The 20,987-nt window shown below is 65.6% G+C and carries 18 protein-coding genes and 1 pseudogene; 10 read left to right on the top strand and 9 right to left on the bottom strand.

Annotated features, from left to right (window positions below):
• Positions 1-15: 15 nt before the first annotated feature.
• From ACZ0BA_RS22410 to ACZ0BA_RS22395, 4 genes are read right to left on the bottom strand one after another with little or no spacing between them, the layout of a single operon-like run.
• The gene (locus ACZ0BA_RS22410) at positions 16-804 is read right to left on the bottom strand and encodes an enoyl-CoA hydratase/isomerase family protein (protein WP_463453372.1); all 789 of its coding nucleotides are present in this window, start codon (positions 802-804) and stop codon (positions 16-18) included.
• A 2-nt stretch (positions 805-806) separates the two neighbouring features.
• Complete coding sequence (locus ACZ0BA_RS22405; RefSeq protein WP_463453371.1) at positions 807-1,745, bottom strand: dienelactone hydrolase family protein; 939 nt, start codon at positions 1,743-1,745, stop codon at positions 807-809.
• An 8-nt stretch (positions 1,746-1,753) separates the two neighbouring features.
• Positions 1,754-3,376: a carboxyl transferase domain-containing protein gene (locus tag ACZ0BA_RS22400; protein ID WP_463453370.1), complete on the bottom strand. Its 1,623-nt coding sequence runs from the start codon at positions 3,374-3,376 to the stop codon at positions 1,754-1,756.
• A gap of 42 nt (positions 3,377-3,418) precedes the next feature.
• Positions 3,419-3,877 (bottom strand): YchJ family protein, encoded by a 459-nt coding sequence (locus tag ACZ0BA_RS22395; protein WP_463453369.1) that lies wholly within the window; start codon positions 3,875-3,877, stop codon positions 3,419-3,421.
• 161 nt (positions 3,878-4,038) lie between these two features.
• On the opposite strand from ACZ0BA_RS22395, the gene ACZ0BA_RS22390 reads away from it, so the two are divergent.
• Complete coding sequence (locus ACZ0BA_RS22390; protein ID WP_463453368.1) at positions 4,039-4,779, top strand: GntR family transcriptional regulator; 741 nt, start codon at positions 4,039-4,041, stop codon at positions 4,777-4,779.
• A 62-nt stretch (positions 4,780-4,841) separates the two neighbouring features.
• Positions 4,842-5,735, top strand: a complete 894-nt coding sequence (locus tag ACZ0BA_RS22385; protein WP_463453367.1) for an AraC family transcriptional regulator — start codon at positions 4,842-4,844, stop codon at positions 5,733-5,735.
• A 31-nt stretch (positions 5,736-5,766) separates the two neighbouring features.
• Here the strand turns inward: ACZ0BA_RS22385 and ACZ0BA_RS22380 are convergent, their stop codons facing one another.
• Entirely contained in the window at positions 5,767-6,006 is a 240-nt protein-coding gene (locus ACZ0BA_RS22380; protein ID WP_463453366.1) for a hypothetical protein, read from the bottom strand.
• A 90-nt stretch (positions 6,007-6,096) separates the two neighbouring features.
• Here ACZ0BA_RS22380 and ACZ0BA_RS22375 point away from each other — a divergent pair, with 90 nt between their 5' ends.
• The 5 genes and pseudogenes from ACZ0BA_RS22375 to ACZ0BA_RS22355 all read left to right on the top strand — a co-directional run bounded on the left by ACZ0BA_RS22375 (position 6,097) and on the right by ACZ0BA_RS22355 (position 11,661).
• A complete protein-coding gene (locus ACZ0BA_RS22375; RefSeq protein WP_463453365.1) occupies positions 6,097-7,365 on the top strand; it encodes an MFS transporter in 1,269 nt (422 codons plus the stop codon).
• A gap of 56 nt (positions 7,366-7,421) precedes the next feature.
• On the top strand, positions 7,422-9,098 hold the full coding sequence (locus ACZ0BA_RS22370) for a glycoside hydrolase family 10 protein (RefSeq protein WP_463453364.1): 1,677 nt from the start codon (positions 7,422-7,424) through the stop codon (positions 9,096-9,098).
• A complete protein-coding gene (locus tag ACZ0BA_RS22365) occupies positions 9,098-10,030 on the top strand; it encodes an N-acetylglucosamine kinase (RefSeq protein WP_463453363.1) in 933 nt (310 codons plus the stop codon). Before ACZ0BA_RS22370 ends, ACZ0BA_RS22365 begins: the two co-directional genes overlap by 1 nt.
• A gap of 19 nt (positions 10,031-10,049) precedes the next feature.
• Positions 10,050-10,826 (top strand): annotated as a pseudogene (locus ACZ0BA_RS22360) (N-acetylmuramoyl-L-alanine amidase); the annotation flags it as partial.
• A 223-nt stretch (positions 10,827-11,049) separates the two neighbouring features.
• Positions 11,050-11,661 carry a M15 family metallopeptidase gene (locus tag ACZ0BA_RS22355; RefSeq protein WP_463453362.1) on the top strand — a complete coding sequence of 204 codons (612 nt, stop codon included), beginning with the start codon at positions 11,050-11,052 and terminating at the stop codon, positions 11,659-11,661.
• Between the two features lie 93 nt (positions 11,662-11,754).
• On the opposite strand, the gene ACZ0BA_RS22350 is transcribed toward ACZ0BA_RS22355, so the two are convergent.
• Entirely contained in the window at positions 11,755-12,732 is a 978-nt protein-coding gene (locus ACZ0BA_RS22350) for an aldo/keto reductase (RefSeq protein WP_463453361.1), read from the bottom strand.
• Between the two features lie 110 nt (positions 12,733-12,842).
• On the opposite strand from ACZ0BA_RS22350, the gene ACZ0BA_RS22345 reads away from it, so the two are divergent.
• The gene (locus ACZ0BA_RS22345; protein WP_463453360.1) at positions 12,843-13,754 is read left to right on the top strand and encodes a LysR family transcriptional regulator; all 912 of its coding nucleotides are present in this window, start codon (positions 12,843-12,845) and stop codon (positions 13,752-13,754) included.
• Here the strand turns inward: ACZ0BA_RS22345 and ACZ0BA_RS22340 are convergent.
• Positions 13,721-15,367: a D-alanyl-D-alanine carboxypeptidase/D-alanyl-D-alanine-endopeptidase gene (locus ACZ0BA_RS22340; RefSeq protein ID WP_463453359.1), complete on the bottom strand. Its 1,647-nt coding sequence runs from the start codon at positions 15,365-15,367 to the stop codon at positions 13,721-13,723. The two genes, ACZ0BA_RS22345 and ACZ0BA_RS22340, sit on opposite strands and share 34 nt — an antisense overlap.
• Before the next feature lie 28 nt (positions 15,368-15,395).
• Positions 15,396-16,634 (bottom strand): nucleoside recognition domain-containing protein, encoded by a 1,239-nt coding sequence (locus tag ACZ0BA_RS22335; RefSeq protein ID WP_463453358.1) that lies wholly within the window; start codon positions 16,632-16,634, stop codon positions 15,396-15,398.
• Between the two features lie 107 nt (positions 16,635-16,741).
• Here ACZ0BA_RS22335 and ACZ0BA_RS22330 point away from each other — a divergent pair, with 107 nt between their 5' ends.
• A complete protein-coding gene (locus ACZ0BA_RS22330) occupies positions 16,742-18,499 on the top strand; it encodes an ABC transporter substrate-binding protein (RefSeq protein ID WP_463453357.1) in 1,758 nt (585 codons plus the stop codon).
• Between the two features lie 21 nt (positions 18,500-18,520).
• Positions 18,521-19,438, top strand: coding sequence for a YihY/virulence factor BrkB family protein (locus ACZ0BA_RS22325; protein ID WP_463453356.1), 918 nt, complete (start codon positions 18,521-18,523; stop codon positions 19,436-19,438).
• 420 nt (positions 19,439-19,858) lie between these two features.
• Here ACZ0BA_RS22325 and ACZ0BA_RS22320 read toward each other — a convergent pair whose 3' ends face one another.
• Positions 19,859-20,986 (bottom strand): acyl-CoA dehydrogenase family protein, encoded by a 1,128-nt coding sequence (locus ACZ0BA_RS22320; RefSeq protein ID WP_463453355.1) that lies wholly within the window; start codon positions 20,984-20,986, stop codon positions 19,859-19,861.
• Position 20,987: the final 1 nt, after the last annotated feature.

Raw genomic sequence — 20,987 nt, 5'->3', positions numbered from 1 at the left:
GGAAACTCCGATTCTTTATTGCGTCAGCCAGTTCGGCTTGCGCTTTTCCAGGAACGAGGCCACGCCTTCGCGGCCCTGTTCCGATGCGCGGATATGCGCGATGCGTTCGGCGGTGTCGGCCAGCAGCGCGTCGTCAACCGTTTGCCCGACGACGTCGCGCACCAGCGCCTTGGCCTGGCGCACCGCGTGCGGGCTGTTGTTGACCAGCGCCTTGACGATTTCCGCCACCCTGGCGTCAAGCGCGTCGGCGGCCACCACCTCGTGGGCGAAGCCGATGCGCAGCGCTTCGCCTGCCGAAAAGCGTTCGGCCGTCAGGAAGTAGCGGCGCGAGGCGTTTTCGCCCATGGCCTTGATCACGTAGGGCGAAATGGTCGCGGGGATCAGGCCCAGTTTCACTTCGCTCAGGCAGAAGTTGGCCTCGTCGACCGCGACGATGATATCGCAGGCGGCCACCAGGCCCATGCCGCCGGCGTAGCAATCGCCCTGCACCTTGGCCACCACGGGCTTGGGACACAGGTAGATCGTGCGCAGCATCTCCGCCAGTTGCAGCGCGTCGGCATGGTTTTCGGCGTGCGTGTAGCCCGCCATTTTTTTCATCCAGTTCAAATCGGCGCCGGCGCAGAAGGCCGGGCCATTGGCGGCCAGCACGATGGCGCGCAGGTCGTCGTCCGCTCCCAGCTCGCGGAAGGCGCGCGTGATTTCGGCGATGGTCTCTTCGTTGAAGGCGTTGCGCGTGTCCGGCCGGTTCAGCGTGACGGTGGCGGTTTTGCCTTCGCGCGTAATGTTTAAAGTGCTGAAATCCATGCCTACTCCTTGATTGCGTACTTGATGGCGGTCGGCATGCCGATCGAGGTGAGAAAGCGTTCGGTCTCCGGCAGCCAGATCGGCACGCCGTCCGCGCTCAGGACCATCGTGTGCGCGTCCTTCTTGAACGGGCCGAAGGCGACCAGCTGCGCCTTGCCTCCAGCGCCGGTGTAGGCCGCGTACAGATCCTCGGCCAGCTTCGGCCCGAAGTGGACGTCGTTGGCGCCGTAGAACCAAAGCGTGGGCACCTTGCTGCGCGCGCCGTAGGCCTTGAAAGCGTCGACCAGCGCGCCCTGCCAGTCGCACTTGGAGCGGCTGTTGACGCCACCGGCGAAGTTGATCACGCCGCGCACGCCGCTGATATTGTGGCTGCCGGCGGCAATGGCCGTCAGGCCGCCGTGCGACTGCCCGGCCAGCAGCACGTGGGTTTGATCCGCCCACGGCTGCTTCATCGCGTATTGCATCGCGAAGAACAGCGAGTTGGCCTGGTCGTCGCCGTTTTTCTCGGCGCGGCAGTGCGAGTTGACGTAGATGCCGCCCGAGCCGGCAAAGCCGAGCCGCATGGGTATAACGACCGCATAGCCACGCCGGATGAACTGCTTCGACAGCACCACATAACGGGCGCGTTCCTGCTGGTGGGCGTCGGCGCCGCCCGATTTACCGTGGTTCATGAACAGCACCGGGAACGGGCCGTTGCCCGGTGGTTTGAAGATCGTCGTTTGCAGGGTGATGGTGTCGCCGCCGATGGTGGCGGGGACGTCGACCACTTGTTCTCCCATGCGCTTGTCGACCAGCGGCAGCGACTGGCCGGGTGCCGTCAGCGGCTGCAGCATCGTCACCTGCGTGTGTTCTTGCGCGCCCCCCTGCGCCCCGGCGCGGGCGCACGCCAGCACGCAAATCATTGCGGCCAGACGGTGACGGGGTGGCAGTCGATGGCGCATGGTCGTCGTTACATCCTGAAGACACCGAACTTGGTGTCGGGGATTACGGCGTTGAGCGCGGCCGACAGGCCCAGGCCCAGCACCATGCGGGTGTCGGCCGGGTCGATGACGCCGTCGTCCCACAGGCGCGCGGTGGCGTAGTACGGGTGGCCCTGGTGCTCGTACTGGTCCTTGATCGGCTGCTTGAAGGCTGCCTCTTCGTCGGCCGACCACGAACCGCCCTTGCCCTCGATTCCGTCGCGCTTGACGGTGGCCAGCACCGACGCGGCCTGGTCGCCGCCCATGACGGAGATGCGGGCGTTGGGCCACATCCACATGAAGCGCGGGGAGAACGCGCGGCCGCACATGCCGTAGTTGCCGGCGCCGAAGCTGCCGCCGATGATGACGGTGAACTTGGGCACGGCGGCGGTGGCGACGGCGGTGACCATCTTGGCGCCGTTGCGGGCGATGCCCTCGTTTTCGTATTTGCGGCCCACCATGAAGCCGGTGATATTTTGCAGGAACACCAGCGGGACCTTGCGCTGCGCGCACAGCTCGATGAAGTGCGCGCCCTTGAGCGCCGATTCCGAGAACAGGATGCCGTTGTTGGCGATGATGCCGACCTTCATGCCGAAGATGTGGGCGAAGCCGCAGATCAGCGTGGTGCCGTAGCGCGCCTTGAATTCGTCGAATTCGCTGCCGTCGACGATGCGGGCGATGACCTCGCGCACGTCGAACGGCTTGCGGGTATCGACCGGGATCACGCCGTACAGTTCTTCGGCGGCGTATTTCGGCGCTTCGGCTTCGCGCAGCGCGCCCTGTTGCGGCTTGCTGCGGTTCAGGTTGGAGACGATGGTGCGCGCCAGCGACAGCGCGTGCAGATCGTTTTGCGCCAGGTGGTCGGCCACGCCGGACAGGCGGGTATGGACGTCGCCGCCGCCCAGGTCCTCGGCCGTCACCACCTCGCCGGTGGCCGCCTTCACCAGCGGCGGGCCGCCGAGGAAGATCGTGCCCTGGTCCTTGACGATGATCGATTCGTCGCTCATGGCCGGCACGTAGGCGCCGCCGGCGGTGCATGAGCCCATAACGACGGCGATCTGCGGGATGCCCTTGGCCGACAGGTTGGCCTGGTTGTAGAAGATGCGGCCGAAGTGGTCGCGGTCTGGGAAGACGTCGTCCTGGTTGGGCAGGTTGGCGCCGCCGGAATCGACCAGGTAAATGCATGGCAGGTTGTTCTGGTCGGCGATTTCCTGCGCGCGCAGGTGCTTTTTGACCGTCATCGGGTAGTAGGTGCCGCCCTTGACGGTGGCGTCGTTGCAGACGATGACGCATTCCTGACCGGCCACGCGGCCGATGCCGGTGATGATGCCTGCCGCCGGCGCGGCGTCGACGCCGTTGGCGTCCTGGTACATGCCGTAGGCCGCCATCTGCGACAGTTCGAGGAAGGGCGTGCCGGGATCGAGCAGCATTTGCACGCGGTCGCGCGGCAGCAGTTTGCCGCGCGCGACGTGTTTGGCGGACGCCGCCTCGCCGCCGCCGGCCGCGATTTTAGCGACCTTGGCGCGCAGGTCGTCGACCACGGCCTGCATGGCGGCGGCGTTGGCCTTGAAGTCCTCGCTGCGGGGATTGAGCTTGCTGTCGATCTGCGGCATTGTTTTTCCTTTGTGCGCGTGGTCTCGCACGCGTCGTGATGGCTATTCGGGAAAACTACCGTCAACGTAGAACCAGCGCGGGCCGCCGTCGGCCGGCTCGCGCACAAAGTTGCTGATCTCGTGCAGGCGCTGCGCCTTGCCATTGACCTTGAAGCGGGCGACGAATTCGACCGTGTCGCGGTCCGGATCGGCCGGCTGCACAGTTGTAACTCCTGCAACTTCTGCTTTACGTTGACGTAAACGTAAAGCAGATTTTACCTCAAGTCCCAACCATTGCAATTTTTCTTCGTCGCTCATGATCGGCTCGGTCGGCCGGGTGCTGGCGTGCCAGGTGGCCAGCAGGTAGGGCTCGTTGCGCAGGCCGTAGGCGGTGTAACGCGAGCGCATCAGCGTTTCGGCGCTCGGCGGCAGGGCGGCGCCGTCGATATACGGGCCGCAACAGGCGGCGTACGAGGGGCCGCCGCACGGGCAGCCGGCTGGCGCGGCGGACTTCTTGGACATGGTGGCAGGACTGGCTGGTGTGACAAGTCAGCATTATCCGCCAAATGGGCCGCTTGCGCAGCGGCCCGCGTTACGCCGGCGGCACTAAATATCGCCTTTTACAGCCGTGCGGGCGCACGGGCTTGCGTATCGCTATTACACTAGGGGGTGAGGAGAAACAAATGAGCCAGAGTGGGTTTGAATTCAAGGCGGACGCCAACGACAGTTCGCCGCTGTACATGCAGATTGCGCGAAAGTTGAGCGACGATGTGCACAACGGCCGTTATCAGGTCGACCAGGCGCTGCCGTCCGAGCGGGCGCTGTCGGAGTTGCTCAACGTGTCGCGGGTGACCGCGCGCAAGGCGATCGACCAGCTGGTCGACCAGGGCCTGGTGGTGCGCCGCCGCGGCTCGGGCAATTACATCGCGCCGCGCATCGAGCAGCCGCTGTCGAACCTGACCAGTTTTTCGGAGCAGTTGCAGCAGCGCGGCCACGTGCCGGGCTCGCGCTGGCTCAAGCGCGCGATCGTCACGCCGACGCCCGAGGAACAGCTGAGCCTGGGCTTATCGCCGTATTCCAAAGTGGCCCGGCTCGAGCGTCTGCGGCTGGCCGACGACGTCGTCATGGCCTACGAGGTCAGCGTGCTGCCGCAGACCGTGCTGGCCGACCCGGATGCGGTGGGCGCGTCCCTGTACCAGTATCTCGACAGCATCGGCCAGTCGCCGGTGCGGGCGCTGCAGCACATCCGCGCGATGAACGCGTCGGCCGACCTGGCGCGCCAGCTGGGCGTGCCCGAGGGGCAGGCGGTGCTGTACATCACGCGCATCGCCTATCTGGAATCGGGCGAGGCGATGGAGTTGACGCATTCGTATTGTCATAGCGACCATTACGATTTCGTCGCCGAGATGCGCCGCGCCACCTGACCGACGCCGACGGCCGAGCCAATTCGGCTTACACCAGTGCCGGCCTACCACCCGTCATCATCATGCTTGAACCACTGACCTCCTTGATGCTGCGCCACGCGCCCGGCGACGGCATGCACGAATGCGCGCTGCCGGGCGTGACCCTGGTCCGCTCGTCGACGCCGACCACGCCGATGCCGGCCGTGTACGAACCGTCGATCTGCGTGCTGGCGCAGGGGCGCAAGCAGGTGCTGGCCGGCGAGCAGATATTGAATTACGACAGCAACCGCTATCTGATCGCGGCGGTGGACGTGCCGGTTGTCGGCGCAGTGACCGAGGCGACGGTGGAGCGGCCGTACCTGTGCGTGTATTACCGGTTCAACCGCCCCGAATTGACCAAATTGGCGCTGAAGATCGACGCCGCCGTCCGCCACGACGGCACGTCCGGCGCGTTGAGCGGCTTGGCCGTGCACGACACGACGCCGCAGCTGGTGGACGCTTTCACCCGCCTGGTGGCCTTGCTCGACACGCCGGCCGACATCGAGGTGCTGGCGCCGCTGATCGAGCAGGAAATCATCTACCGGCTGGCCAGCGGCCCGGCGCGCGCGGTGATGCGCCACATCGCCACCGGCGACCGCAGCCTGAACCAGGTGTCGCGCGCGATCGGCTGGATCAGGGACCATTACCGCGAGCCGATCACGATCGACATGCTGGCCGAGCAGGCCGGCATGAGTCCGTCGTCGCTGCACGCGCATTTCAAGTCGATCACGCATTTGAGCCCGATCCAGTACCGGGCCCGCCTGCGCCTGCAGGAGGCGCGGCGGCTAATGGTGGCCGAGGGCATGGACGCGGCGCAGGCCGCGTTCAAGGTCGGCTATGACAGCGCGTCGCAGTTCAGCCGCGAGTATGGCCGGCTGTACGGCGAGGCGCCCGCCACCGACGCCAGCCGGCTGCGCGGGCGGGCGGCGATATTGTGACGCGGGCGGCAGCCGGGTTTCCGTGGGGGGATCAGGCCTTGTAGCCGGTGGCGACGATGTAGCACTGGAACGCGAACGAGGCCGCCGCCGCCAGTAGCGCCCGCGCCGCCCACAGTCTGCCGCCAACGCCCAGCAGCGGACCTTTGGCCACCGTGCCCCGGTAGGCGCGGTAGCCCAGAACCATGTTCAGGATACCGAACAGCGGGATGGTCACCATCAGGAACATCAGCGGGTAGGACAGCAGGATCAGCAAAAAGGTCAGCAGGTACATGATTTGGCGGCGTTCGGTTGCGTTCTGTTCGTTGTGTGCGTATGGTAACTGCCGTGAGCATAACAGCAGCGGCCGCCCGCGAGAGGAAGTATGAAGTCAGCGCAACAACGCAATCCCTGGACCTGGGTGCCCAGCATTTCATTCAGCCAGGCCGTGCCCTATGTGGCGGTGATGATGCTGTCGACGGTGATGTACAAGAATCTCGGCATCTCCAACACCGATCTGGCGTTTTATACCGCCTGGCTGTACCTGCCGTGGGTGATCAAGCCGCTGTGGTCGCCCCTGGTCGAGCTGGTGGGCACCAAGCGGCGCTGGATCGTGTTGCTGCAACTGTTGACGGGCGCCGCGCTCGCGTGCGTGGCGCTGACCTTGCACCTGCCGCAGTTCTTCGCGATGAGCTTGGCGGTGCTGTGGCTGATGGCGTTCAGCTCGGCCACCCACGATATCGCTTCCGACGGTTACTACATGCTGGGCCTGCCGACCCAGGGCCAGCAGGCCGCCTTTGTCGGCGTGCGCAGCGCGTTCTACAAGCTGGCGATGATCGCCGGCCAGGGTGGCATCGTCTACCTGGCCGGTCAGCTCATTAAGTCCAGCGGCGATCCGGCCTGGGCCTGGTCGGTGGTGTTCGGCGTGATGTCGGCGCTGTTCTTGCTGCTGTGCGTTTATCACCACTTTGTGCTGCCGCGCCCGGATTCGGACCGCGCGCACGCTGGCGGCGGCGCGTTGTGGGCCGATTTCCTCGACACCTTCCGCAGCTTTTTCCAGAAACCCGGCATCGGCGCGATCCTCGGCTTCCTGCTGCTATACCGGCTGGGCGAGGCGCAATTGCTGAAAATGGCGGCGCCGTTCCTGCTCGACCCGCGCGAGCAGGGCGGGCTGGGCTTGAGCACGTCGCAGTTCGGCCTGGTCTACGGCACCATCGGCGTGTGCGCGCTGGTGCTGGGCGGCTTGGCCGGCGGCGTGGTCATCTCCCGCTTCGGCCTGAAGCGCGCGCTGTGGCCGATGGTGGTCATCATGCACGTGCCGGACCTGGTGTTCGTCTACCTGGCAACGGCGTTGCCGACCGATACCGTGCTGATTTCGGCCTGCCTGGCGGTGGAACAGTTCGGCTACGGCTTCGGTTTTGCCGCCTTCATGCTGTACATGATACTGGTGGCCGACGGCGAGCACAAAACCGCCCATTACGCGATCTGCACCGGCTTCATGGCGCTGGGCATGATGCTGCCGGGAATGGTCAGCGGTTGGATACAGGACCATCTGGGCTATCAGAAGTTTTTCATTTGGGCATGTATTTCAACGTTGCCGGCGTTTTTCATGACCGCCCGGGTCAGCATCCCCATTGAATTCGGCAAGCAATAAGAAACAGGGCATAAGCGTGCCCGGCTTTACAATACTGAGCTCAACTGTATTGGGGAATGGTTTTGGTTTTTAATGCAAAGAAACGGCTGACCCTGACCGCCGGCGTGGCCGGCGTCGTGGCCGCGCTGCTGGAAGGCTGTTCGAGCACGCCGGCGGCGCCCGGCGCCGATGCCGGCACCTCGCTGCCGCCGCCCTCACCCACGCCGCCGCGCCAGCCCGGGGCCATGGCGCCGCCGCCGGCGCCGTTCGATCCGAACCAGCCGCCGCCTGCGCCGCGCGAGTTCCGCGCCGCCTGGGTGTCGACGGTGGCCAACATCGACTGGCCCAGCCGCAGCAATCTGAGTTCCGAGAAGCAGCAGGCCGAGGCGATCGCCATCCTGGAGCGCTGCAAGGCGCTGAACCTGAACGCCGTCGTGCTGCAGGTGCGTCCGAGCGCCGACGCGATCTATCCGTCCGAGCTCGAGCCGTGGTCGGAATTCCTGACCGGCCAGCAGGGCCGCGCGCCCAAGGGCGGCTACGATCCGCTGCAGTTCTGGATCGAGCAGGCGCACGCGCGCGGGATCGAGTTGCACGCCTGGTTCAACCCCTACCGCGCCCGTCACGCGACGGCCAAGTCGCCGCTGGCGCGCAACCACATCGCCAACACCAATCCGGAGGCGGTCAAGACCTACGGCCGCTATTTGTGGATGGACCCGGGCGAGTCGGCCGCGTCGCAGCGCACGCTCGACGTCATCCTCGACGTGGTGCGCCGCTACGACATTGACGGCGTGCACATCGACGATTATTTCTATCCGTATCCGATCGACACGCCCAACGCGGCCGGCCCCGAGGGCGTGGCGCTGGACGGCGGCCTGGGCGGCAAGCAGGAACTCGAGTTTCCGGACCAGCCGTCGTGGCAGCGTTATCTGCTCGGCGGCGGCACGCTGGACCGTCCGCACTGGCGGCGCCAGAACGTCAATTCGCTGATCCAGGCCTTGTACATCGGCATCCACAAGGAAAAGAGCTGGGTGCGCTTTGGCATCAGTCCGTTCGGCATCGGCCGGCCGGACCGGCGCCCGACCGGCATCGTCGGCCTCAGCCAGTACGACAAGCTGTACGCGGATGCCGAGCTGTGGCTCAACAACGGCTGGCTCGACTATCTGGCGCCGCAGCTGTACTGGCCGGTGGCGCAGGCGCCGCAGGCGTTCGACGTGCTGCTCGACTACTGGCTGGCGCAGAACACGCGCGCGCGCCACATCTGGCCGGGGCTGTACACCAGCCGCATCGACAACAGCGCCAAGACGTTCACCCCGGAGGAAATCGTCAAGCAGATCGGCGTCACGCGCAGCCGCGCCGGCGCGCGCGGCCACCTGCACTTCTCGATCGCCGCGCTGATGGAAAACCGCAAGGGCATCACCGACCAGCTCAAGGCGCGCACCTATCAGGCACCGGCGCTGGCGCCGGCCACGCCGTGGCTGGGCGCCGAGCTTCCGGCCGCGCCGAGCGCCACCGCCAAGCGCGAATCGCAGGGCGTGGGCTTGCGCCTGGCGCCCGGCGGCGGCAAGCCGGTGACGCATTACGCGATCTGGAGCCGTTACGGTGCCGAGTGGCGTTTCGCCGTAGCGCCGGCATCGCGCGCGGTGCTGCTGCTGGCGGACGACGCGGCCGGGCAGGCGGCCGAGATGGTGGTGGTCAGCGCCGTCGACCGGCTGGGCAACGAAAGCCCGCGCATCAGCGTCTATAAGCGGAGCTGATGGTGACCGCGGGCGCCCCCGACCCACTGCTTGGCCTCGGCATCGACGCGGGCGGCACGCAAACCCGCTGGGCGCTGGCCGATACGGCCGGGGGCATCGTCGCCGAGGGTGCGGTCGGCGGCATGTCGGCCACGCAGATGAGCGATGACGCTGGCCGCGACGCCGTGCGCGCCGTCTTCGCCACCTTGGCGGCGCAGGTGCAAGCGCAGGCGCTGAGCGCCGGCCGGCCCGTGGCCGTGTGCGCCGGCCTGACCGGTTTCGACGGCGCCGCCGTCCTGCCGGCGCAATGGCTGGCCGAGCTGCTGGGCGTCTCCCCGGCCGCCGTGACCGTGCGCAACGATATCGAAATCGCCTACCTGGACGCCTTCGCGCCCGGTGACGGGTATCTGGTGTACGCCGGCACCGGCTCGATCGCGGCCTGGATCGACGCCGACGGCCAGTTCCACCGCGCCGGTGGACGCGGCGTGACCCTGGACGACGGCGGCGGCGGCTTCTGGATCGCGCGCGAGGCGATGCGCCACATCTGGCGCGTGGAGGACGAAGAGCCCGGCGCGTGGCAGCGCTCGGCCATGGCGCGCGCCGTGTTCGACCACGTCGGCGGCAGCGACTGGGCCGTGTCGCGCCAGTTCATTTACGGGCAGGAGCGGGGCGCCATCGGACGGCTGGCGCTGGCCGTCGCCGCCAGCGCGGAGGCCGATCCGGTCGCCCGCGGCATCCTCGAGCAGGCCGGCCGCGAACTGGCGCGCATCGTGCTGGCGCTGGTGCGCCGCCACGGCCCGCGTCCCGTCGCGCTGGCCGGCCGCGCCGCCGGTTTGCACCCGCTGATCGCGGAAACGATGCGTGCGGCGTTGCCGGAAGCGGTATCGCTGACACAACGGGCAACACAAGCGCACCACGCGGCGGCCTGTATTGCTCTAAACTCACTAAATTGATTCGTTGCCGAGATTGCCCATGAAGATCGTACCGCTGACCGTTTTGTCCACCATGATGGCGTTGCTGGCCGGTTGCGCCACCGTGCCGCCGAGCGAGCCGCGCATCGACCGCAGCCTGAGCGCGCGCGGGCAGAGCGACCGGGTCAAGTACATCATTGTTCACTACACGGTGTCGGACCTGCCGCGTTCGATCAAGATCTTGACGGAGCAGGACGTTAGCGCGCACTACCTGTTGACCGACACCGAGCAGCCGTTCTTCTACGCGCTGGTCGACGAGTCGCGGCAGTCGAACCACGCCGGCATCAGCAGCTGGAAGATCTACAACCAGCTCAATTCGGCGTCGATCGGCATCGAGATCGTCAATCGCGGCTTCACCGACACGCCGCAGGGACGGGTGTGGTATCCGTTCAAGCAGGCGCAGATCGACCAGCTGATTTTGCTGCTCAAGGATATCGTCAAACGCCATGGCATCAAGCCGGAAAATATTCTCGGCCACAACGACATCGCGCCGCAGCGCAAGCAGGACCCGGGGCCGCTGTTCCCGTGGAAGCAGTTGGCCGACGCCGGTTTGATCCCGTGGCCGGATGCGAGCCGCGTGGCCGGGCGGCTGCCGGGGTATCAGCAGCAGTTGCCGGATGTGCTGTGGTTCCAGCTCAAGCTGGCGCAGCATGGATATGCGGTGCCACAGACCGGCCAATTCGACCAGGCGACGCGCAATGTGCTCTCGGTGTTCCAGTCGAAGTACCGGCAGTCGTTGTTTGACGGCACGCCGGATGCGGAGACTGCTGCGATTCTGGATGTGTTGACCAGTCCGCTACCGGCGGGTGCGGCAGGCGCCGCGATCAGCAGCGCGCCGCAGGCGCCAACCCCACCGATGCCGACCGCCCCGGTATTGGTGCCGACGGCTCCGGCACCGGCGCTCACCCCGCCGACGGCTCCACCGCAGCCTGTGGTTGAACCTAAGCCGGTGGTGCCCGCCACCGAACCGGTCGAGTCGCAATAAGCCAAGGGTGCCGGCGATGACGTCTCCCATCTACTGCGAAACGATTGCCGGCCACCCCGATTTCCGTCGCCTCGACACCATCCGGGGCCTCGCCGTCGATCTGCGCTACGCCACGCCGGACAACTTTGTCGGCAGGGATCTTTACTCGCCGCTCGACTGCGCATTTCTACATAAAGATGCTGCCGCCGCACTGGAACGCGCTGTCGTCTGGCTCGCTGAACGCCGTCCGGATTACAAGTTTTTGGTGCTGGACGCCCTGCGCCCGCAACGGGTGCAGGAGCAACTCTGGCAGGCGTTGCAGGGTACCGATCTGCTGGGCTATATCGCCGAGCCGGTGCGCGGCTCGATCCACTCGTTCGGCATGGCGCTGGACGTCACGCTGCTGGACGCGCAAGGCCGCGAGTTGGACATGGGAACGGGGTTTGACGATCTCAGCGAGCGCTCGCATCCGGCCAAGGAGGCATTGTTGCTCGCGCGCGGCGAGTTGAGCGCGCAGCACATCGAAAACCGCCGCTGGCTGCGGGGCGCGATGTTCCAGGCTGGCTTCGTCGGAATCAACAGCGAATGGTGGCATTTCGATTGCGGCGATCGCTTGCAGGTGCGGCGCGACTACACGCGTGTGCTGTAGTCATTTTGCGCCGCCCGGAGGATGGTAGGCGGTTTTTGAGGTTTTACTAAAACCTACTATTTGTACCGACTGTTTAGTTGCCGATAATTCCGCTTAGCGGTCCACCATCGCCATCCGCTCCTTGCTATAGCGCGGTCCCGCGACCTGCTTTAGCGCGTGGTCGAGGATGTCCATGTCGCCGGCGCTCAGCGCGATATCGGCGGCGGCCACGTTCTGCTCCAGATAAGTGCGGCGGCGAGTGCCCGGGATCGTCACGATGTCGTCGCCTTTGTGCATCGCCCAGGCCAGCGCGATTTGCCCCGGCGTGACGCCGCGCGCCTCGGCCAGCTCGCGCACGATGGCCGCCGCCTGCATGTTGCGGTCGAAATTCTCGCCTTGCAGACGCGGGTCCAACTGGCGGAAATCGCTCGCCGGATATTCCTCCGCGCGCTTGGCGCTGCCGGCCAGGAAACCGCGCCCCAGCGGGCTGAACGCCACCAGCCCGATGCCGAGCTCGCGCAGCGCCGGGATCACGTCCGCCTCCAGGTTGCGCTCCCACAGCGAATATTCGCTCTGGACCGCGCTGATCGGATGGACCGCGTGGGCGCGGCGGATGTTGGCCACGCCCGCCTCCGACAGCCCGAGATAGCGCACCTTGCCTTCGCGAACCAGATCGGCCATCACGCCGACCACGTCCTCCACCGGCACCAGCGGATCGATGCGGTGTTGGTACAGCAAATCGATGTAGTCGGTGTTCAGCCGCCGCAGCGAGCCTTCGACCTTGGCGCGGATGCCGGCCGGGTCGCTGGTCACGCCGACGGTCTTGCCGTCGCGGATGTCGAAGCCGAATTTAGTCGCGAGGATGACTTCGGCGCGACGCCCGGCGAAGGCGCGGCCCAACAACTCTTCATTGTCGTACGGACCGTATTGCTCGGCGGTGTCGAAGAAATTGACGCCCAGGTCAATCGCCCGGTGCAAGGTGGCGACCGCCTCCGTCTGGTCGGCCGGGCCATACGTGTTGCTCATGCCCATGCAGCCTAGGCCCTGCGCCGAGACCGTCAACCCTTGCTTGCCCAAATTGCGTTGTTTCATGATGAACTCCTTGTCGATAACTTGGATTCAAGTATGCCAGCATCCAAAAAATACACAATCGGCTTAGAATGCAAAGCATTATTGATGCAGATGCAACGGTGAGGTGATTAATGGAAATGCTGAAGGAAATGGCGGTCTTCGCCCAAGTGGTTGATAGCGGCGGCTTTTCGGCTGCCGCGCGGCATATGGGCTTGACCACGTCGGCCGTCAGCCGCCACGTGTCGCGGCTGGAAACCTATATCGGCGGACGCTTGTTGCAACGGACCACGCGTTCGGTGTCGCTGACCGAGCTGGGCGAGCAGGTGCATACCGCCTGCGTTCGCATGGTGAACACGGCGCGCGAGATCCATGCGCTGGCCGGCAGCTACAGCGCGCGGCCCAACGGCGTGGTGCGCATCAGCGCGCCGGTGGTGCTGGGGCAGCTGTGGCTGGCGCCGCTGCTGCCGGCGTTTCTGGAGCGCTACCCGGAAGTCGATGTCCGCCTGTCGCTGGTGGACCGCAATGTCGATCTGATCGAGGAGGGCATCGACCTGGCGATCCGCATTTCGGCCGATCTGGCACCGGGACTGGCTGCTCGGCCGCTGGGGCCGATGCGCTATGTGCTGGTGGCGTCGCCACAGTATCTGTCCGCGCACGGGACGCCTGCCACGCCGCAGGAGTTGCCCGCGCATCGCTGTAATTATCTGGGCTATGCGCGTTTCGGCGCCGCCTGGACCATGCGCCGCGAGGGAAGCGGCGCGCCGGACATCGTCAGCATCCGCGTGCCGTCGCGCTTGACGATCAATAACAGCGCGGCGCTGATGGCGGTGGTGGAGGCCGGCGGCGGCGTCGGCCTGGTGCCGGACTTCACCGCGCGCGCCGCGCTGGCGCAGGGCCGGGCGGTGCGGATATTGGCGGACTGGACGTTCGACGAGCCGTATGCCGGCACCGTGCACGCGGTCTACACGCCCGGCCCGCACCTGGCGCTGAAGGTGCGGGCGATGATCGATTACCTGGTGGCCGAAGGCGCGCTCGGCGCGTAGGGCAGGTTGGGGACGTTCGGCACGACCGTGCCGGCAGGCACGCCGGAGCGTGCCACCCAGTCGATCAGCGCGTCGAGCACGGCGCGGCCGGCGCCGTTGGCGACGTGCTCGTCGTTGAGCATGGCGACCACGATCACAGGCTGGTTGTTGACGTCCTGCACGTAGCCGGCAATGGCGATTACGCCCTTGAGGCTGCCCGTCTTGATGCGCGCGCGCATCGCCGCCGGGCTGTCCTTGAGGCGCCGGCGCATGGTGCCGTCGGTGGCCGCGATCGGCAGGCTGGACAGAAATTCAGGCATCCACAGGCTGTTCAGGCCGGCCCGCAGCACGCCGGCCAGCTGCGCCGGCGTGGCGCGTTCGGTGCGCGACAGGCCGGAACCGTTGTCGAGCACCAGGCCGTTGGCGTCGATGGCGTGTTGTTGCAGCCAGGCGCGGATCGCCGCCTCGGCGCGGCCGGCCGTGGTGGGCTGGCCGGCGTCCGGCGGCAGCGGCCGGCTGCCGAGGACCGGATCGGCCTCCAGGCTGCCCAGGCTGAGGAAAATCGTGCGCGCCAGGGTGTTGTCGGAGTTCTTGTTGGTGTCGCGCAGCACTTCCGGCAGCGGCCGGGCGACGTGCTCGGCCAGCAGGCGCAGCACCGGCGTGGTGGCCGGCGCCGGTACGGCCGCCGGCGGCGCGACGGGCGCGGACGCGGCGGCCGTGGCGTCGGTGTCGGCGTTGGATGCATTGGATGAGGTCGCGGCCGGTTCCGGCGCGGGCAGCGGCGTCGGCGCGCTGGCTTCGCGCACCGTACCCTTCAAGCTGCCGCCCAGCTTTTGCCAGGTGCTGCGCACCAGGCGCGCCAGATAGTCGTGCGGGTCGAGCACGTTGATGCTGATCGATTTGACGCAATCCCGGGGGAAGCTGCCGTGCAGCACGACTTCGATCTTGTCGCCGCTGCGCTTGAAGTCGGGGTTGCGCCAGCCGTTTTCCCACGCCGGACAGGGCGCGTCGCTGGCGGCCATTTCCGAGCGCACACTGACCTGGTCCATGTCCGGCATCATCGCCAGCGACAACTTGCCGCCGACCGAGCGCATCTCCACCTTCAGCAAGTTGGTGTTGACCAGCAGCGCGTCCGGCACCACGTTGTAGTACGCCCATGGATATTCGTCGAACTGCGGCTGGCCGAGGTCGGGCCGCGACGGCTGGAACAGCTGCCGGTCCAGCACGATGTCGCCCTTGATGCTTTTGATGCCCTGGTTGCGCAGCGCGCGCAGCATATGTCCCAGCACGTCCTCGTTGAAGTCGGCGTCGGCGCCGCCGCGTAGGATCAGGTCGCCCTGCAGCACGCCGTTGACGACCGGCGCGCTGGAGAGCAATTCGGTGCGGCCGCGAAACACCGGCCCCAGTTGCTCGAGCGCCGCCAGGGTGGTGAACAGCTTCATCGTGGACGCCGGCTGCATGCTTTGCCCGGCGTTGTGCGAGATCAGCGTGGTGTCGCCGCGCAGCACGACGATGCCGGCCGCTTCCGGCGGGATCTGCGCCGACTGCATCAGCCGCGCGACCGGCTCCGGCAGCTCGGCGGCTTGGACCGCGCCGGTGGCAAGAAGGCTGGCAAGAATAAGACGACGCAGCATGGCGATCCTGTTCAATGTATTCAATCTGTCAATGGAAGAAGATGTAAGCCACCGCGATGGCCGCGATGACGCCGGCGAAGTCGGCGATCAGCCCGCACGAGATCGCGTAGCGCGTCTTGCGGATGCCGACCGAGCCGAAGTACAGCGCCACGATGTAGAAGGTGGTGTCGGCCGAGCCCTGGAACACGCACGCGAGCCGGCCGACGAACGAATCGACGCCATAGGTCTGCATGGCGTCGATCATCATCGCCTTGGAGCCGCTGCCGCTGAGCGGCTTCATCAGCGCGGTCGGCAGCGCCGGCACGAAGTCGGTATTGAAGCCCAGCGCGCCGAACAGCCTGCTGAAGCCGTCGACGACAAAGCCGAACAGCCCGGCGTTGCGGATCACGCTGATGGCCACCAGCATGCCCACCAGATACGGGATGACGGTCAGCGAGGTCTGGATGCCGCCCTTGGCGCCCTCGATGAAGGCTTCGTAGACGTTGACCTTCTTCCATAGCGCGCCGATGATGAAGCCGCCGATGACGCCCATCAGGACCAGGTTGCTGAAGACCTTGGAGAACAGCTCGATCTCGGGGCGCGTGAGCACCTGCGTGAAATACCAGATCAGCGCGGCAATGGCGGCGGTGCTGCAACCGAGCCAGCTCAGCACCACACGGTCGAACAGGTTGATGCGCTGGCGGATCGCCACCGCGATCAGGCCGGTGACGGTGGCGACGTAGGTGGCGATCATGCACGGAATGAAAATGTCGGACGGGTCGGCCGCGCCGAGGATCGAGCGCTGCGCCATGATCGCCACCGGGATCAGGGTCAGGCCGGACGTGTGCAGCACCAGGAACATGATCTGGGCGTCGGTCGGCTCGTCCTTGCTGGGGTTGAGCGTTTGCAGGCTTTCCATCGCCTTCAGGCCGAACGGCGTGGCCGCGTTGTCCAGGCCCAGCAGGTTGGCCGAAAAGTTCATCAGCATGTGGCCGGTGGCCGGATGCTCCTTCGGCACGCCGGGGAAAATGCGCGAGAAAAACGGCGCAATGATCCGCGCCAGCAGGTTGACGGCGCCGGCCTTTTCGCCGATGTTCATGATGCCCAGCCACAGGGTCATCACCCCGGCCAGCGGCAGCGCGATGTCCATCACGCCGCTCTTGGCCGAGTCGAAGGTGCCGTCGATGATGCGCTTGAAAATTTCCGTGTCGCCCATGAACAGGTACTGCGCCAGCGCGGCGGCGAACCCGACAAGGAAGAAGCCAGACCAGATGTAATTGAGCGACATATGTGCGGATTTTCTTGAAACAGTGGGCGACAGGCAAAGTATAGCGGGTCGGCACGCTGAAAAAGTTATAAGCTGCCGCTTTACGTATGCGATGTGAAATGAATGCCATGCTGAAAAGTTATGCAGCCGCTGTGCCGGCGCTGATGCTGGCGCTGGTGGTCGGACTCGGGTTGGGGGCCGGCGCCGGCGACGCCGCCGCGCAGGCCGCCGCGAACACGCCCGCTCCCAAAGTCCTGCGCGCCTTCCTCAGCACCGGCGAGACCGGCCTCGATCCGGCGGTCGCCTCCGACATCGCCAGCCTGAGCCTGCTGGAAAACCTGTTCGACCCGCTGCTGCGCTACGATTACCTGGCCCGCCCGGTCACATTGCAGCCCAACACCTTGACGGCCATGCCGACCGTCGGGGACAACGGCCTGAGCTACACCTTCCACCTGCGCCAGGACGTCTATTTCACCGCCGACCCGGCGTTCAAGGGCGCGCGGCGGCAGGTCACCGCGCAGGACTACGTCTACAGCCTCAAGCGGCTGTACGATCCCGCGCTCAAGTCGCCGTGGAGCTTCCTGCTGGAAGGGAAAATCGCCGGCGACGCCGCGCTCAAGACCGGTTTCAGCTACGACCGCGAAATCCCCGGCCTGCAGGCGCCGGACCGGTTCACGTTGCGCATCCGGCTCAACGCGGCCGATCCCAACTTCCTGTTCTACCTGGCGATTCCGGCCACCGGCGTGGTCGCGCGCGAAGTGGTCGAAGCGTACGGCGTGCAGGTCGGCAACCATCCGGTCGGCACCGGCCCGTTCAGGATCGGCACATGGAAGCGCAGCGACCAGATCTCGCTGCTGGCCAACCGCGACTTCCGGCCCATGCTGTTCCAGGGCCGGCGCCTGCCGCTGGTGGACCGGGTCGACATCAAGATCATGGAGGAATACCAGTCGCGCGTGCTGGGTTTCCTGAACGGCGAATTCGATTTCCTCGAGCAACTGCCCGAATCGATGAAGGAAATGGTGCTGACCGACGACGCCACGCCGACCCTGAAGCCGGAACTGGCGCGCAAGGGGCTGGTGCTGTCGCCCTTCCCCGTGCTGCAAACCTATTACATGTGGATGAACATGGAAGACCCGCTGATCGGCGGCTACGGCAAGGACAAGCTGGCGCTGCGCCGCGCCATCGCGCTCAGCTACAACAGCGCCGAGGACATCGCCCAGATGAAAAAGGGGCTGGCGCTGCGGGCCGAGTCGCCGCTGCCGCCGAACGTGCTCGGTTACGACCCCGCCTACCGCAGCCCGGTCGGCTACGATCCGGCGCTGGCCAACGCGCTGCTGGACCGCTACGGCTATAAAAAAGGGCCGGGCGGCTTCCGCACCCTGCCCGACGGCAAGCCGCTGACCCTGGTCATGCACACCGAGCCGTCGATGGTCGGCCGGCTGCGCGACGAGCTATGGCGCAAGAACCTCAACGCGATCGGCCTCAACGTCACCTTCAAAAGCGACAAGAAGACCGAGATCATCAAAGCCTCGCGCCTGGGCAACGTGATGATGTTTGAGACCAACTGGGTGGCCGACTTCCCCGATGGCGACAATTTTTATCAGTTGCTGTACGGCCCGAACAAGGCGGGGCCGAATTACGCCCGCTTTAACTTGCCCGCCTACAACCAGCGCTACGAGCAAACCCGCACAATGGGAGACGCGCCCGCGCGCACCCGATTGTATGATGAAATGGCGCAAATCATTCACGCGTACACCCCATGGGTGCTGCTGACGCATCCGATCGCCGCCGATCTGCAGCAGCCGTGGCTCAAAAATTACACACGCCACCCGGTGGAATTGACCAACTGGCGCTATCTGGACGTCGACGCACATACCCCGCGCTGAGCGGCCGCGTACAATGCATATATGAAATTTCTCAATCGCCGGGGCCTGGCCTACGTGCTCATGCACCCCATGGACTTCCTGCTGCAATGCCTCAAGGGCTTCCGCGCCAACCAGGGCCTGCTGCTGGCGGGCGCGGTCGCGTATTACTCGCTGCTGTCGATCGTCCCGCTGCTGATGCTGGTGGTGGTCGCGCTGTCGCACGTCATCGACCAGGATGTGCTGCTCGACACCGTGGGCCGCTATCTGAACTATCTGGTGCCGGGGCAATCCAAACCGATTGTCGAAGAAGTCGGGCATTTCCTCGAACACCGCGACGTCGTCGGCGGCGTGCTGCTGGTCAGCATGATCTTTTTCAGCTCGCTGGCCTTCACGGTGCTGGAAAACGCCATGTCGGTGATCTTCAAGCACCGGGTCGACATCAAGCGCCGGCGGTTTCTGATTTCCGCGATCATGCCCTACTGCTTCATCCTGTCGCTGGGCGTGGGCATGCTGCTGGTCACGTTGGTGGCCGGCAGCCTGCAAGTGATGGGCGAGGAAAGCGTGCGCCTGTTCGGCTACGACTGGTCGCTCGAGGGCGTGTCCGGCGCGCTGCTGTACATGCTGGGCCTGGGCGGCGAAGTGCTGGTGCTGACGGCCATCTATCTGGTGATGCCGGTCGGCCGGCTATCGTTGTCGCACGCGCTGATCGGCGGCGTCACGGCCGCGCTGCTGTGGGAACTGGCGCGCCACATCCTGGTCTGGTATTTCTCGACGCTGTCGCAGGTGAACGTGGTGTACGGCTCGATGACGACCGCCATCATCGTCATGTTCAGCCTGGAAATCGGCGCCACCTTGCTGCTGTTCGGCGCCCAGGTGATTTCCGAGTTCGAACGGGCATGCCGCCACAAGCCGCGCCGCAATCCCACGCCGCTGACCACGGAATCAACAGAGATGAAATAATTTGTGCGTCGCACAAACAACTGTGTTACACTACGTTCGTGGTTGAGGTTCTCTTGGTTTCCAAGCGTTCAGTCCCACGTCTGAGGCAAGCGCCGTAATCCGATATGTGTAAGAACGGATCACAGGTGGCGCTACCTGGAGTTGTAGTTTCGAATACATTGGTCGTTTTACACGTTGGAGGCACCACGCAGATAGCATGGGCGTCCGAGAAACGCTGAAGTCACTTTGCAGATAGCACTGGACGACGGCACGATTAAAGCATTGGTAATACATTGGAACGAAGCCCGTTGAGATACGGGCTTTTTTTTCGTCCGCGTTTTCGTAAATTCGGTAAATTCGGGGTCAAGTCTGTCATTCGGACACGGGCTCTGCTGCTAAATGCTCGAGCTTGTGTCCGAATGACAGACTTGACCCCGGAGTTTAGAGTGCGCGGGCGATCAGCAGCTTCTGGATGTCGCTGGTGCCTTCGTAGATCTGGCAGACGCGCACGTCGCGGTAGATGCGCTCGACCGGGAAGTCGGTGACGTAGCCGTAGCCGCCGTGTACCTGGATCGCGTCCGAGCAGACCTTTTCCGCCATCTCGGAGGCGAATAGTTTGGCCATCGCCGCTTCCTTCAGGCATGGCAGCCCGGCGTCCTTCATTGCGGCGGCGTGGCGGATCAGTTGGCGCGCCGCTTCGATTTGCGTGGCCATGTCGGCCAGCCGGAACTGCACCGCCTGGTGCTCGAAGATCGGCTTGCCGAAGCTTTCGCGGTCGCGCGCGTACACCAGCGCCGCTTCGTACGCGGCGCGCGCCATGCCGACCGCCTGCGAGGCGATGCCGATGCGGCCGCCCTCCAGCCCCGACAGCGCGATCTTGTAGCCCTGGCCTTCCTCACCGATCAGGTTCTCGGCCGGGATCCGGCAGTTTTCAAACAAAATCTGCGCCGTGTCCGACGAGTGCTGGCCCATCTTCTGCTCCAGGCCGGCCACGGTGTAGCCCGGCGTCGAGGTCGGCACCCAGAACGCGCTGATGCCCTTCTTGCCGGCGGCCTTGTCGGTGACGGCCAGCACGATGGCGACATCGGCGTATTTGCCGCTGGTGATGAACTGCTTGACGCCGTTGATGACGTAGTCGTTGCCGTCACGGGTGGCGGTGGTGCGCAATGCGGCGGCGTCGCTGCCGGTGTGCGGTTCGGTCAGGCAGAACGCGCCCAGCATGTCGCCCTGCGCCAGCGGCCGCAGCCATTGCTCCTTTTGCCGGTCGTTGGCGTACATCATGGCGATGCTGCACACCGGGCAGTTGTTGACCGAGATGATGGTCGAGGTGCCGCCGTCGCCGGCCGCGATCTCTTCGAGCACCAGCGCCAGCGAGACGTAATCCATGCCGGCGCCGCCCAGTGCCTCTGGCACGGCCACGCCGAAGGCGCCCAGCGCGGCCAGTTCCTTCAATTCCTCTTTCGGGAAATGGTGCTCCTTGTCCCAGCGGGCGGCCTGCGGCGCCAGACGCTCGCGGGCGAAGGTGCGCAGGGCGTCGCGTATCATTTCGTGTTCTTCGGTCAGTATCATG

Source organism: Duganella sp. AC917, assembly GCF_979258245.1.
This window is presented reverse-complemented; position numbering and strand designations above follow the sequence as displayed.